At 39.6% G+C, this 14,146-nt stretch carries 9 protein-coding genes; 5 read left to right on the forward strand and 4 right to left on the reverse strand.

Features of this window, described 5'->3' with window-relative positions:
- Window positions 1-59: 59 nt before the first annotated feature.
- The 3 genes from HMPREF0766_RS08900 to leuS form a co-directional block, all read right to left on the reverse strand.
- A complete protein-coding gene (locus HMPREF0766_RS08900; protein WP_002995834.1) occupies window positions 60-1,763 on the reverse strand; it encodes a RagB/SusD family nutrient uptake outer membrane protein in 1,704 nt (567 codons plus the stop codon).
- Between the two features lie 33 nt (window positions 1,764-1,796).
- Window positions 1,797-5,075 carry a SusC/RagA family TonB-linked outer membrane protein gene (locus HMPREF0766_RS08905; RefSeq protein ID WP_002995836.1) on the reverse strand — a complete coding sequence of 1,093 codons (3,279 nt, stop codon included), beginning with the start codon at window positions 5,073-5,075 and terminating at the stop codon, window positions 1,797-1,799.
- Between the two features lie 848 nt (window positions 5,076-5,923).
- The gene (gene leuS, locus HMPREF0766_RS08910) at window positions 5,924-8,707 is read right to left on the reverse strand and encodes a leucine--tRNA ligase (protein WP_002995838.1); all 2,784 of its coding nucleotides are present in this window, start codon (window positions 8,705-8,707) and stop codon (window positions 5,924-5,926) included.
- Window positions 8,708-8,953: 246 nt separating this feature from the next.
- Here leuS and HMPREF0766_RS08915 point away from each other — a divergent pair, with 246 nt between their 5' ends.
- From HMPREF0766_RS08915 to HMPREF0766_RS08935, 5 genes are all read left to right on the forward strand, one after another.
- A complete protein-coding gene (locus HMPREF0766_RS08915; protein ID WP_002995842.1) occupies window positions 8,954-9,832 on the forward strand; it encodes a cell division protein FtsX in 879 nt (292 codons plus the stop codon).
- Between the two features lie 14 nt (window positions 9,833-9,846).
- Window positions 9,847-10,104: a DUF3098 domain-containing protein gene (locus tag HMPREF0766_RS08920; protein WP_002995845.1), complete on the forward strand. Its 258-nt coding sequence runs from the start codon at window positions 9,847-9,849 to the stop codon at window positions 10,102-10,104.
- A 7-nt stretch (window positions 10,105-10,111) separates the two neighbouring features.
- Entirely contained in the window at window positions 10,112-10,906 is a 795-nt protein-coding gene (locus HMPREF0766_RS08925) for an undecaprenyl-diphosphate phosphatase (RefSeq protein ID WP_002995847.1), read from the forward strand.
- Complete coding sequence (truB, locus tag HMPREF0766_RS08930; protein ID WP_002995850.1) at window positions 10,906-11,616, forward strand: tRNA pseudouridine(55) synthase TruB; 711 nt, start codon at window positions 10,906-10,908, stop codon at window positions 11,614-11,616. Before HMPREF0766_RS08925 ends, truB begins: the two co-directional genes overlap by 1 nt.
- A 75-nt stretch (window positions 11,617-11,691) precedes the next feature.
- Entirely contained in the window at window positions 11,692-12,675 is a 984-nt protein-coding gene (locus HMPREF0766_RS08935; protein ID WP_002995852.1) for a bifunctional riboflavin kinase/FAD synthetase, read from the forward strand.
- Window positions 12,676-12,825: 150 nt separating this feature from the next.
- Here the strand turns inward: HMPREF0766_RS08935 and HMPREF0766_RS08940 are convergent, their stop codons facing one another.
- A complete protein-coding gene (locus tag HMPREF0766_RS08940) occupies window positions 12,826-14,049 on the reverse strand; it encodes an exo-beta-N-acetylmuramidase NamZ family protein (RefSeq protein ID WP_002995854.1) in 1,224 nt (407 codons plus the stop codon).
- Window positions 14,050-14,146: the final 97 nt, after the last annotated feature.

Here is a 14,146-nt window from a genome sequence, read left to right on the forward strand (position 1 = left end):
TTGGAAGAAAGATGAGCTGCGCAAAACTGCAGCTCATCTGTCAATAGATTTTTTAAGGATTAATATCCTTCATTTTGTTTCAATGTACCGTTACTCTTATCGATTTCATCCTGAGGAATCGGGAAGTACTCATTTCTGCTATTGAAAATCAATCCTTTAAATGCAGACAGGAATCCACCTTCAAATGCGGAATAACTCTCTATAACCTGTTTAGCCTGTCCCCATCTGACCAGATCATAGAATCTGTGTCCCTCCATCGCGAGCTCCAGTCGTCTTTCGAAACGAACAGCTTTACGTGCATATTCCTGGTCCGGAAAAGACGGATACGGTTTGACTTCATATACTGCTGCCGGAACTCCGTCTCCCGTTAATTTTGGCGGCAACTTAGACGCTCTGATACGGATAGCGTTCACAAGTTTCAATGCAGCATCCAGATCGTTCAATTCTACCTGACATTCTGCTGCCATCAGAATAACATCTGCCAGACGAATAATATTGACATCAAGCGCTGTCAAATAGCGATCTGCTGCAGCGAATTTTCCAAACTGGCTCTGTGGAATCATTGTTTTAATTCCTACAAAAGGTCCTGCATACGGCTGATCACGCACCCATGCAGCACCCGGCATCACGCCGTAATCCAGATACTGAACACCGCGGCGCCCTACGGTATAGTCCAGACGTGGATCAAACCTCAAGGCTACGTTCAGTGTATAACCTGCTTCATTATTCAGATCAGATACATAAGGAAGTGTACGATACGAATTATCCAGTAACGGCAAGCCGTCTGTACCGACTTTATAAGCATTTACCAGATCAATCGTAGGCTGATAAAAACCACAGCATCCTACCGGATTATTTCCGTTCAGACCGCTTAGCATATCGCCCACATTAGCGTTATCTCCGCTTCCATCCGGATTAATGGCATGTTTGGATACCAGTAATGTTTCCGGTCCGTCTTCTGTAGTCACATCGAAGTTATTTTGAAACGGCATGACAGTGATATCTTTGCTTCCGATCACATCTTTAAACAGAACTAAGGCTTCGCCATACTTTTTCTGATACAGATATACCTTACCTAAATAGGCTTTAGCAATATTCTGATCCATACGTCCGGTCTCTCCGTTGATCTTTGTCAGCGGAAGATTATCCACCGCAAATTTAAGATCATCTATTATTTTGGGAAGCACATCTGTATTATTGGGAACAGTCTTTGCCTCATCTGTCGTCGTTGCCTCACTTACATAGGGAATATTCTTAAATACTCTCCACAAAAAGAAATAATAGTGTGCACGCAACATGCGGGCCTCAGCTTCAATTGTTTTTGCACGGTCTGCACCAATTGTTTTTTCCCCATCCTGATCCAGTTTTAATAATTTCAGCGTATTATTAGCCCGGAGTACACCTTCATAATACACCTGCCACATCTGACTGAGGTTGTCATTTGCGCTGTTGGCAATATAAGATTCGATCAGATTCATATTTGGCTGATCCGTAGATGTAGAACCTTTATGTGCATTGTCTGAGGTTACTTCTCCAAACAGCCACTGACTCGGTGCAGATGAGTAATTACCCCAGGTACCATTCACATTTCCATTCAGAATACCGTATGCTCCCAGCAACACCTGCTCCACCCCATCTTTATTTGCAACTTCTTCATCCGTTAACTTACCTTGTGGTGCTTTTTCCAAAAAATCCTTACCGCAAGACGACATCAGCAGAATGGATGCGCCCAATATTGTAGTTATTATATTTCTCTTTTTCATCTTCTTCAATTTTAATTATTCAACTATTCCATCTTAAAAACCTAAACTCAGTCCTAACATATACTGACGAGACTGCGGATAAACTCCGAAATCCACACCAAATGCCGGATAATCTGAAGGTGTCGCCGACACTTCCGGATCCAAACCTTCGTATTTGGTAATGGTAAACAGGTTAGTCACGCCGAAATAAACTCTCAGTTTGCGCACACCACTAGTTGATTTAAATATTTTTTCTGTTGGAAGACTATATCCGATTTGCAAATTTTTCAATTTTAAGAAACTCGCATCCTGAATATAATAGCTCGATGATGCGTATTCCAGTGAAGAAACGTCACTTCCACCCTGTGAAGGAATCATACTGGATGTATTGGTAGGACTCCATTCGTCCAGTACACGTACACTTTTCTGTCCTTTGAACACCCCAAAATCGGTGAAGTAACGGGTTGCTTCATAATTTTGATTTCCTTGTGAACCATAGAAGTACATCATAAAATCAAAATTCTTGTATGCCCCGCTGATATTAAAGGAGTATACAAAATCAGGATGCGGGCTGCCGATAACTGTACGGTCACTGGCATCGATCTTGCCGTCTCCGTTAATGTCCTCATATTTCAGACCACCGGCTCTTGCCAGTTCATATGAAGGCGAACTGGCCACATCGCTAGCATTTTGATAGATGCCGATCACTTTGTATCCAAAGAAAGATCCCAATGGCTCTCCTGCTTTCAGAAGAGACGTTTCCATACTTCTGAAACTTCCGTAGATGTCCTGCGAAATAGACGGAGCCAATGACACCACTTTATTGATGTTACGTGAAATATTTGCAGAAAGATCTAATGTAAATGGTCTTTGCTGGCGCTTACCATAGTGATAGTTTAAGGAGAACTCTATACCTTTATTCTGCATTTCACCCACATTCACGTAAGGAGAACTAGCGCGACCTACTGCAATGGCAGGTAACGGCAGACGATAAAGCATATCTGTTGTCTTTTTATTGTACCAATCAAATGAACCATCTAAGTCTCCGTTGAGAATTGAGAAGTCGATACCTAAGTTTAACGCAGACACCTGCTCCCATTTGACATTTGGATTATCATAATCGCTTAACCACATTCCGGTGAGTACAGTACCGTTGATAGGATATGAGGAGGAGTTGACGGCCGATTCAAATCTTCTGAAATACTGATCAGAGGGAATGCGCTGATTACCGGTGACTCCATAACCCGCTCTTAATTTCAGATCGGATAACCAGCTGGTGCCTTTCAGGAATTCCTCTTCAGACACACGCCATGCACCACTTACTCCCGGGAATACCCCATACTTATTTGCAGAACCGAAATTTGATGATCCGTCACGACGGATAGTCGCACTCAGGATATAACGGTCTTTGAAAGAGTAATCTACTTTTCCAAAGAGTGAGAACATGGATCCTACCGTTCCTTCACTTGTACTGGACTGTCCGGAGGCAGCACCTAAGTACAGATAATCCAGACTGCTCATGGTAAACAGATCGCGGCCACTTCCATCCAGTTGCCTGTATCTGTTTTGAATAGCTTCCGTACCGGCAAGAATATTCAGATTATGATCGCCGAAGGTTTTTCTATAGTTTAATGTATTGGTCCAGGTCCATTCTGTTGTAAATCCAAAATATTCACTTATAGAATTACTGAAATTACCTTCTGTAAACTCCGGATTAGGATATCTGTAAGATACACCATTATAATTTTCATATTTCAAACCAAAGTTGGTACGCAAGGTAAGACCATCAATGATATCATACTCCGTAAAAGCATTTCCAAAGAAGAAGTTATTTTTATTTTTATTATCCTTGGCACGGTAAGCGATAGCTACCGGATTTTCACCGTTACCATATTTTCCGCCAAGTGATCCTGCAAAATTACCGCCTTCATCATATACCGGAATAATATTATGTATACGGTATGCAAAGCCCAGCGCACTTCCCTCACCGATGTAATCACCGGCTGTATTGGTATTCACCCCGATTCCGTATCCTTCCGTAAAACTGTATTGTAAATTCTCTCCGAAACGAAGTTTTTTATTCAATGCAGAGAAACTGGTATTTGCGCGCACATTGAACTTATCAAATCCGGTATGGATAATAGTACCCTTTTGTCCAAGATAGCCGGCAGACATTGCATATTTAGCGTCATCCGTACCGCCAGCAGCACTCAACTGATAAGACTGGGTTGGTGCATTTTGAGAAAGTTCCTTAAACCAGTTTGTACCTTCTTTGTTTGCTTTGGTAATCTGGTAAAAGTCAGCTCGTGATTTAGCGCGATAATTATATTTTGCCATATCAATATCCGCCAGTGTAATATCGTGTCCGGTTTTAGAGCCGGCCACTAAGTAATCCGGCAAGGTGTTATTATTTCCGGTCAGGCGATTTTCAATATCCAGTTCCTGCTGAGGAGTAATCATTTTAGGAAAACGTGAGCTGTTTGGCACCTGTACACCATAATAAGCATCGAGATTGATTTGCGCTTTTCCTGATTTTCCACTTTTTGTTGTGATAATGATAACCCCGTTATTCGCACGGGCACCGTATATAGAAGCCGCAGAAGCATCTTTCAATACCTGCATAGACTCGATATCATTTTGATTTAACCAGCTCAATTTACCTTCAAAAGGCACACCGTCAATAACATACAGCGGTTCATTATTATTAATCGTACTGAATCCCCTTATTTTAATCTGCGGAGTAGATCCCGGAGCACCGTCTGTCACAATTTGCACCCCTGTGGCGCGTCCCTGAAGGGCTTCTACAGCACTGGCTGCAGGCTGTGTCTTTAATTGATTGACATCTACGACAGCAACAGAACCTGTCAGATCCTTTTTACGTTGTGTCGAATAGCCTGTTACAACGACTTCTTCCAGTGATCCCGTCTCATCTGTCAGGTCAATAAGCACATTGCTGGCCGGTCCGGTGACTTTGTATTCGGTCTTCTTATATCCTATATAAGAAAATTCGATAATGTCATTGGCATTGACTTTCAATTCAAATGAACCGTTTTCATCTGTCGAAGTAGCAGTTGCTTTACCTAGTATTTTCAGGGTAACGCCGGATAGCGGTGATTTAGTAGCGGCATCCTGTACTTTACCCTTGATCAGAAATTCCTGTTGTGGATTTTCGCTCAGTAAAATTTTCTCATAATTTGTGTTTTCAGCATTAGAAATTCGGGCAAATGCCGTATTAACGAGTAACACTGTGGCACTAGCCATCCAAAAGGATTTTTTGAGTGAAAAATGGAAGGACGGCTTAATTCTTCCATCAAACTGTTTAAGTTTTTTCATAATAAGTGATAAGATTGTTTATATTGATTGTTTATGTTAGGCGACGTACTCAATTAGAGTACAATAAGTTATACTTTATCTAACCATAGGCAATAGATTTTAGTTTTTTAAATTTACAATTGGCACTGCTATGAATTAAAAAGATATAACAGGCTTATATTTTGGTTAACTCTAATTTACAAAAACTGATTTGACATATCCAAGCAAAGTGTACAAAGTACAACTAGTCTTTGTAACAAAACACTGACAATCAATGAGTTAAAAACACATAAATTGTAACAATAATATGTATCTCTAAAATTAACACTTTATTAAACTAAAATAAAAAAACACAAGCACACCGAGAATAAGCAACGTATTACTATCACAAAAATACAGTTGATAAAAAGTCGTAAAAATTAGTTAAAACCATCAAAAAAGATGTTTAACCAATTAATTTCAGTCTGCAATTTCAGCCAGACAAATTTGTGAAATGGAAATGATCAAAATATCTTCAAACGAAATAAAAGATACAAATACCCAAAAACATTAATAGTGTAACAGTAACACATTGTAACATTTGATTCGACTTAGCTTATCCGTTTTAGTTCAGTTTTAAAAGCAGGAGAATACTTTTTTTTGAAAACGTAGTGGATACAGTGACAGATAGCAGGTGGGGTATAAAGAATAAACTTAGACCCATTTTTAGTACTGTTAACGTGAATGTCATTCTGCCTATGCAAAGACATGTATAACACAACTTTTTGAGCACACAAAAAAGTCCGCTACCTTTTCACAGTAGCAGACGATAATATAGATCTGATTATCTGATATACAAAGCTGTACACCAGCTCACCAGATGGGATTTATTAAACGACAATATTAATGATCTTTCCTTTTACAAAGATGACCTTCTTTACAGGCTTACCGTCCAGATATTTTTGTACATCAGCATTAGCCAACACAATCTCTTCTACAGCTTTCGCTTCCAGATCCAGTGCAAGAGGAAGATTAAGTTTCATCTTCCCGTTTACAGATACCGGATATGCAAATTCGGATTCTACAAGATATTCCGGATTGAATACAGGATATGGAGCATAGGATATGCTGCCGGCTTCATGACCAGACAAGGACCATAATTCTTCTGCTATATGTGGTGCATATGGCTGTAAAACGACAATTAACTGTTCCAGAATAGCACGTTTATTACATTTTAGTTCCGTAAGTTCATTCACACAGATCATAAATGCAGATACCGATGTATTGAATGAAAAACGTTCGATATCATCCTCTACTTTCCGGATGATTTTATGTAATGCTTTATATTCTGCCTTTACAGGAGTTTCATCCGATACATGAAAGTTTCCTTCCGTATCATGAAATAGACGCCATACCTTTTTCAAAAATTTATATACACCTTCTATACCATTTGTATTCCATGGCTTAGCTTGTTCAAGCGGTCCGAGGAACATTTCATATAAGCGAAGAGTGTCTGCGCCATAAGTATCAATAATGTCATCCGGATTCACTACGTTAAACTTGGATTTAGACATTTTCTCCACTTCTGCGCCACAATGATACTTTCCGTTTTCAAGGATAAATTCAGCATCAGCAAAGTCAGGTCTGAATTGTCTGAATTTTTCAAGATTCAGTATATCATTTACGACAATATTTACATCCACATGCAATGCGATCGTTTTATACTGCTCTTTCAGGCCGTATGAAACAAACTGGTTAGTACCTCTTCCCTCTTCATCCAGAATACGATATACAAAATTGGATCTTCCCTGAATCATTCCCTGATTGATCAGCTTCTTGAAAGGCTCTTCTTCATTGTGATAACCTATATCTTTTAAAAATTTATTCCAAAAGCGGGAATAGAGCAAATGTCCTGTGGCGTGCTCTGAACCACCGATATACAGATCTACAGCTTTCCAGTAAGCTACAGCTTCTTTGGAAGCAAAGGCGTCTGCATTTTGCGGATCCATATACCGGAACCAATACCAGCTGGAACCTGCCCAACCCGGCATTGTACTCAATTCATACTCATACTGATCTTCATATTTCCAATCTTCGGCTCTTCCCAAAGGAGGTTCACCTGTTTCAGTTGGAAGATATTTATCTACTTCAGGAAGTAGCAAAGGCAATTCTTCTTCTTTAATGAGATAAGGAAGTCCGTTTTTGAAATATACCGGTACCGGTTCACCCCAATAGCGCTGACGGCCAAATATAGCATCCCGCATGCGGAAATTAATCTTGGCTTTACCGAGTTTAAGCTCTTCTAGTTTGGAAATCAAAGCCGGTACAGCTTCCTGATAATTCATACCGTTAATAAAGTCTGAATTGATATAGCGTCCGTTTTTATTCGGATCGGCTTCTTCCTCGATCTGCTGTGTATCTGAAATCGGAATAACCGGAAGGTTAAAGTGCTTCGCAAATACATAATCCCGCTGATCTCCAGATGGTACAGCCATTACAGCTCCGGTACCATAGCTGGCCAGCACGTAATCAGCAATCCAGATTTGCACGTCTTGCCCTGTAATCGGATGTTTGGCATAAGAACCTGTAAATGCTCCGGATACGGTCTTTGTATCCGCCATACGATCCAGTTCAGACTTCTTATTTGTCTTATCTATATATGCTTTTACCTCGGATTCCTGATCAGGAGTTGTTAAAGCAGCCACTAATTCATGTTCAGGAGCCAACACCACGAAAGAAACACCAAAAATAGTGTCCACCCTTGTTGTAAAGACTTCAATATAATTATCCAACTGTGGCAACGGAAATCTGACAGAAGCACCTACAGATTTACCGATCCAGTTGCGTTGCATCTCTACCAAAGGCTCAGGCCAGTCTATTGTATCCAGGCCGCGAAGCAGGCGGTCAGCATATGCCGTGATCCGCATAGACCATTGCATCATTTTCTTCTGTTCTACCGGATAGCCTCCGCGCTCAGAAACCCCATTAATCACCTCATCATTGGCCAATACCGTTCCTAAGGCAGCACACCAGTTGACCGTGCTTTCGCGCAGATAAGCGATACGGTATTTTAATAGTTCACGTTGTTGCTTCTCTTCATCAAATCCCTTCCATTCATCTGCTGTAAATTCAAGAATGTCTTCATCACATACCGCATTGATGCCTTTGGATCCCACATTTTCGAAATGCTCAACTAATGTATCAATAGATACGGCTTTATCCAATTCATTGTTATACCAGGAGTTAAACAATTGCATAAAGATCCACTGTGTCCACTTGTAATAATCCGGTTCTGAGGTACGGATCTCACGGCTCCAGTCATAAGAGAACCCGATATTATCCATTTGTTCACGGTAACGGTTGATATTGGCCTCTGTCGTGATGGCCGGATGTTGTCCTGTCTGAATTGCATACTGTTCGGCCGGAAGCCCGAAGGAATCATATCCCATAGGATGCAAAACATTAAAACCTTTTGAACGCTTATATCTTGAAAAGATGTCAGAGGCTATATATCCAAGCGGATGCCCTACATGCAGACCCGCACCTGACGGGTAAGGAAACATATCCAATACATAATATTTGGGTTTGTCCTGTGAATCTGCCGATCTGAAGGTATGCTGATCAGCCCAAAATCTTTGCCACTTCTTCTCTAATGCTTTATGATTGTACTCCATTTGATGAATAAGGAAATATTTAAGAAATGCGAAATTACGATTTTAGTCCTATATAATAAAAGATTTGTAGTTTAAACAATATTTAAGGATATTAGAAGTTAATGATTGTGTTGGCAGGCTTTGCCACAGGGCAACATAACAGGAGAATATCAGTAATAATAATCATACAAAAAGGAAGTAATTGCAATAAATATTCGTAAAATCAGTGCAATTCCTTACTTTCGCAAACAAATAATTTAATTGCTTATGTCAGGTTACGAGTTAAGCACGACCAAGAAAAAAACGAAATCAGTATATGTCTCTACCGTTATCAGTATTGCACTGGTGCTGTTGATGACCGGACTTTTAGGTCTTATTCTTGTTCATGCACGAAATCTTTCCAAATATGTAAAAGAAAATATCGTCCTTAATGTTATTGTGAATGATGCAACGACAGAGGGAGATGTACTTTCTATGCAAAAAGATATTGAAAAAGATCCTTACGTATTACGTACGGAATATATCAGTAAAGAACTGGCAGCAAAGAACCTGAAAGAGGATCTTGGAGAAGATTTCGTAGAATTTCTCGGACATAACCCTTTACTGCCTTCTATTGATGTATATCTGAAAGAGCAATATGCCAATACGGACAGTATTGAGACTTTTATTAAAAAAGTATCCAACAACAGCAAAGTAAAAGAGGTCGTATATCAGGAATCCCTGATCGACATGGTCAATAAAAACATTAAAGTGATCAGTATCGTTGTACTTGCCTTTACTGTCATCCTGCTGATTATTGCTGTAGCGCTGATCAACAACACAATTCGTCTGGCGATCTATTCACAGCGTTTCCTGATTAAGAGTATGCAGCTTATAGGAGCTACTAAAAACTTTATCCGCAAGCCGTATATCATATACGGAATTGTGCACGGACTCTTAGGTGCACTGATCGCTATTCTCTTGCTCCTGTTCACTCTTCAGTTTTCGCAAAAACAAATTCCAGAACTGGTATTTTTGCGCAACTGGTATGAGTTTGGTGCGATTTTCCTTGTTGTCATTGTCTTAGGAATACTGATCTCAGGCTTAAGTACTTATTTTGCTGTTACCAAATATCTAAAAGCTAAATCACACAGTCTATACCGTTAATTCTAATTACCCTTATGGCTCAAACGAATAAAACGACAAAATCTTCTACTGCAAAAGCAGGAAATTATACTGGAGGTTTTGTTTTTGGAAAGATTAATTATCAGTTATTTGCTGCGAGTGTAGCAATCGTTATTATTGGTTTCTTTCTGATGTCCGGAAGCTCGGACATCTATAGTTTCACTAAAATTACATTAGCTCCCATTGTTGTTGTATTAGGGTTCGCAATAGGTTTTGTAGCCATATTGTACAGACCTAAGAACAAGAACATATAATACAGGCATGAATTTAATTGAAGTTATCGTCCTGGCCATTATCGAAGGCCTGACCGAATTTTTGCCTGTTTCCTCAACCGGGCACATGATTATTGCAACGGCATTGATGGGGATTGAGCCTACACCGTTTGTCAAACTGTTCACTATCGTTATTCAACTGGGAACCATTCTATCTGTACTGGTTTTATATTACAAGCGCTTTTTCAAATCCCTGACCTTCTATTACAAACTTGTAGTCGCTGCTATTCCGGCATCTATACTGGGTTTGTTGCTGAATGATTATATCGATCAGTGGTTAGAAAGTCCGCTCATGGTTGCGGTAATGCTGGTTATCGGTGGTATTATCTTATTGTTTGTCGACAAATGGTTCAATAAACCTTCTACAGACGATTCTGATGAGATATCGTATGCACAGGCATTCAAGATTGGTCTTTACCAGTGTCTGGCCTTAATACCCGGCACTTCACGCTCTGCAAGTACTATTGTCGGAGGTATGACACAAAAATTAACCCGCAAAGCAGCAGCAGAATTTTCTTTCTTTCTGGCTTTACCAATGATGTTTGGTGCATCGGCCGTTAAACTTTTAAAATTTTTTAAAGAAGGCAATACATTTACAGGGGAAGAGATTAATCTTCTGATTATCGGTAACGTTGTCGGTTTTATTGTGGCTATTATTGCGATTAAATCATTTATCGGAATTCTGACTAAATACGGTTTTAAAGCTTTCGGTTGGTACAGAATTATTATCGGCATGATTATCATTATCATGCTATTGACAGGTCACAGCCTACAAATCATCTAATGCAAGACCATATTACAGAGAATTTCCAAACTTTTCATTTTGCTGAAGGGCAAATGCTATTGATTGACAAACCTCTAACCTGGACAAGTTTTGATGTGGTGGGAAAGATTCGAAATACACTCAAACCCCTCAAATTAAAAGTCGGACATGCGGGGACACTCGATCCGCTGGCAACGGGTCTCCTGATCGTGTGTACAGGAAAGATGACCAAACAGATTGACTCTTTCCAGGCTGAAGATAAAGAATATACCGGTATCATCACTTTAGGTGCCACTACCCCATCTTACGATCTGGAAACAGAGATTGACCAACGTTTTGACATCAGTGGCATCACTGAAGAAATGATCTTTGATACAGCGCGTTCGTTTGAAGGTGAGATCAACCAGTTTCCGCCGGCACATTCTGCGATTAAGATCAATGGCGAACGGGTATATGAAAAGGCACGTCGCGGTGAGGAAGTAGAACTGAAATCCCGCAAAGTGACTATTAATAGTTTTGCCATTGAAAAAATAGAACTTCCTCATGTTTCCTTTCGAATTTCATGTTCGAAAGGAACTTACATTCGCTCTATAGCTAACGATTTTGGAAAATTACTAAACAATGGCTCTCATTTGAGTGAACTTCGCCGTACTAAAAGTGGTAATTATCATGTGGATAACGCCTGGAATCTGGAAAATCTGATTGAGGTGATAAAATCACAAAAAAATTAACGCAAAACAAACAATTGATTGCAGCTTTACCCGAGAATAGTTTCTAATTTTGCGGCATCACAAGTTTAATAACTAATGAAAATATACAGAAATTTAGACGACTTTGAACCTTTGGATTGTGCTGTAGTGACCATCGGAACATTTGACGGCGTGCATATAGGTCATCAAAAGATTTTGAGTCATCTGAAAGAATCTGCAAAGAAAATAAACGGTGAGACTGTTCTCTTAACTTTCTTTCCTCACCCCCGGCTGATTATTAATCCTGATGATGATAGTCTCAGACTGATCAATGATATTGAAGAAAAGGTATGTCATCTGGCCAATGCTGGTATAGATCATCTGATTCTCACTCCTTTTACCCGCGATTTCTCCAATCAGACTCCTGAAGAATATATCAGTAATGTATTAATAGGAAAACTGGGGACTAAAAAAATAGTGATCGGATATGATCACCATTTTGGTAAAGACCGAAAAGGATCGTTAGTTGAGTTAGAGCACTTTGCAGAAATCTTTGATTATACGGTAGAGCAGATTCCTGAACAGGATATTAACGATGTAGCCGTATCTTCAACACGGATCCGCGAATCTTTGATCAAGGGAAATATCGACACAGCTAATCAATATCTGGGTTACCCGTTTGAATTGACAGGAACAGTAATACGTGGCGATCAGATCGGACGTACCATAGGCTTCCCTACAGCGAATCTGCATGTGCATGAAAAGCATAAGCTGATTCCGGCTTACGGAATTTATGCTGTAGAGGTTGAAATATTCGACAAAATAGAAGAAGTTCTTACAGGTCAGTATACCGAGAAAGTTCCTTTCCGGAAAGCTAAAGGAATGGGATATATCGGAACGCGTCCTACTGTCGACGGTATGACCCGCAATATTGAGGTTTCATTGTTTGATTTCAATGAAGACATCTACGGAAAAACATTAAAAGTAAAATTCCTTCATTTTGTAAGACACGATGAAAGATTTGAAACTATTGAAATTATGAAAGAACAGATCCAGGCAGATAAAAAGTATATCACAGCTTATTTTGCGGATCATAAGTAACAGTATATCAAAAATAACAAGAGAGAGGCAGTATTATAATAAATAATACTGCCTCTTTTGTTTTTTTATGGTGTTGACAAGTTAACCAGACTTTCAGGAAATTAAAAGTATTACTGTTCGTGAGGACAGCAACAGACGCGGGTTAAGAATTTAGTCTTTATAAATCACATATTTTTTGCGCATCTTTTTATAATTTGTCAGTCCGGGTTCCCAGCTTTTACGAATTTCCTGATCGCTTGCTCCTGATTCGATTTGTTTGCGAAAATCACTTACTCCGGCAAGTGTTTCAATACTTCCGATCTGTGTCGAAAAACTTCGGTCAAAAAACGCTGATTTTTCAGGAGATTTACGATAAAGTTCTTTCATCCAATCCAGATTCAGTTTTTTACTCGCAACCAATTTAGCCAGATCCACCTTGCGCAGGTCAAGACCATAACATACCTGGTTCATAAACAAAGGAGATTCGCTCATTCCCTTCTTGCTCACCGGTGTAAATGAAAATGAATAGATGCCTTTATATACCGGACTTCCTATAACTGTAAATGGGTAGTCTGTGCCTCTTCCGTGATTAAGCTTGGTCCCTTCAAACAGACAGGTACTTGGATATAACAATATACTCTCTTCCGTATTCAGATTCGGCGACGGATTGACGGGGAGCTTATAAAGCATACTATGGTTATAGTTAGATACAGGAATGATCTTTAGCTTACAGGTCGTTTTTGCTTTCATCCATTTCTCTCCGTTGATCATCTGCGCAAATTCAGCTATAGTCATCCCATGCGCTACAGGCACCGGAAATTGTCCTATTCCTGATTTGTGCTTCATATCCAGAATAGGGCCGTCAATCAGATAGGCATTTGGATTCGGACGATCCAGAATCATCAATTCTTTGCCGTTATCTGCACATGCTTCCATAATATCTCTTAATGTATTAATATTGGTATAGAAGCGTACCCCCATGTCCTGTACATCAAAAATAAACAGATCTACATCAGCCAGATCTTTCGCAGAGGGTTTCCTACGGTCACCGTACAGAGATATAATACGTATGCCTGTCTTCGTATCCACTTCATCCGATACTTCAGTTCCGTTACTGGCATTCCCTCTGAAGCCGTGTTCGGGGCCAAATATTTTGACAATATTTATTTTCAGCGCAAGCAGACTGTCTACTAAATGTGTTTTTCCGATAACTGAAGATTGGTTTCCCAATATAGCCACTCGCTTTCCTTTTAAATAGTCTACATATTTTTCCGTTTGTTCAGCACCGGTCTTAATTTTGTCATTGCTATATACTAATTTCTGCTGCGCATCAACCTCTGATTTGCAAAACAGGAATAAGCATACTACACTCAAAAAAACAGGGATTTGTTTCATGGTAAAGGTTTTAGTTTGGTAAATAGATCTTCTAAAATACGAAATTAATCAGCCGCATTCTATATGTAACAAACATGATATCAATACTTCTGCTCTA

The sequence above is a fragment of the Sphingobacterium spiritivorum ATCC 33861 genome (assembly GCF_000143765.1).
GTDB classification, from domain to species: domain Bacteria; phylum Bacteroidota; class Bacteroidia; order Sphingobacteriales; family Sphingobacteriaceae; genus Sphingobacterium; species Sphingobacterium spiritivorum.

Coding starts and splice junctions, on each gene's coding strand:
- HMPREF0766_RS08935 (WP_002995852.1), top strand. CDS start 11,692: ATGAAAATATACAGAAATTTAGACGACTTTGAACCTTTGGATTGTGCT.
- HMPREF0766_RS08915 (WP_002995842.1), top strand. CDS start 8,954: ATGTCAGGTTACGAGTTAAGCACGACCAAGAAAAAAACGAAATCAGTA.
- truB (WP_002995850.1), top strand. CDS start 10,906: ATGCAAGACCATATTACAGAGAATTTCCAAACTTTTCATTTTGCTGAA.
- HMPREF0766_RS08925 (WP_002995847.1), top strand. CDS start 10,112: ATGAATTTAATTGAAGTTATCGTCCTGGCCATTATCGAAGGCCTGACC.
- HMPREF0766_RS08920 (WP_002995845.1), top strand. CDS start 9,847: ATGGCTCAAACGAATAAAACGACAAAATCTTCTACTGCAAAAGCAGGA.
- HMPREF0766_RS08940 (WP_002995854.1), bottom strand. CDS start 14,049: ATGAAACAAATCCCTGTTTTTTTGAGTGTAGTATGCTTATTCCTGTTT.
- HMPREF0766_RS08905 (WP_002995836.1), bottom strand. CDS start 5,075: ATGAAAAAACTTAAACAGTTTGATGGAAGAATTAAGCCGTCCTTCCAT.
- leuS (WP_002995838.1), bottom strand. CDS start 8,707: ATGGAGTACAATCATAAAGCATTAGAGAAGAAGTGGCAAAGATTTTGG.
- HMPREF0766_RS08900 (WP_002995834.1), bottom strand. CDS start 1,763: ATGAAAAAGAGAAATATAATAACTACAATATTGGGCGCATCCATTCTG.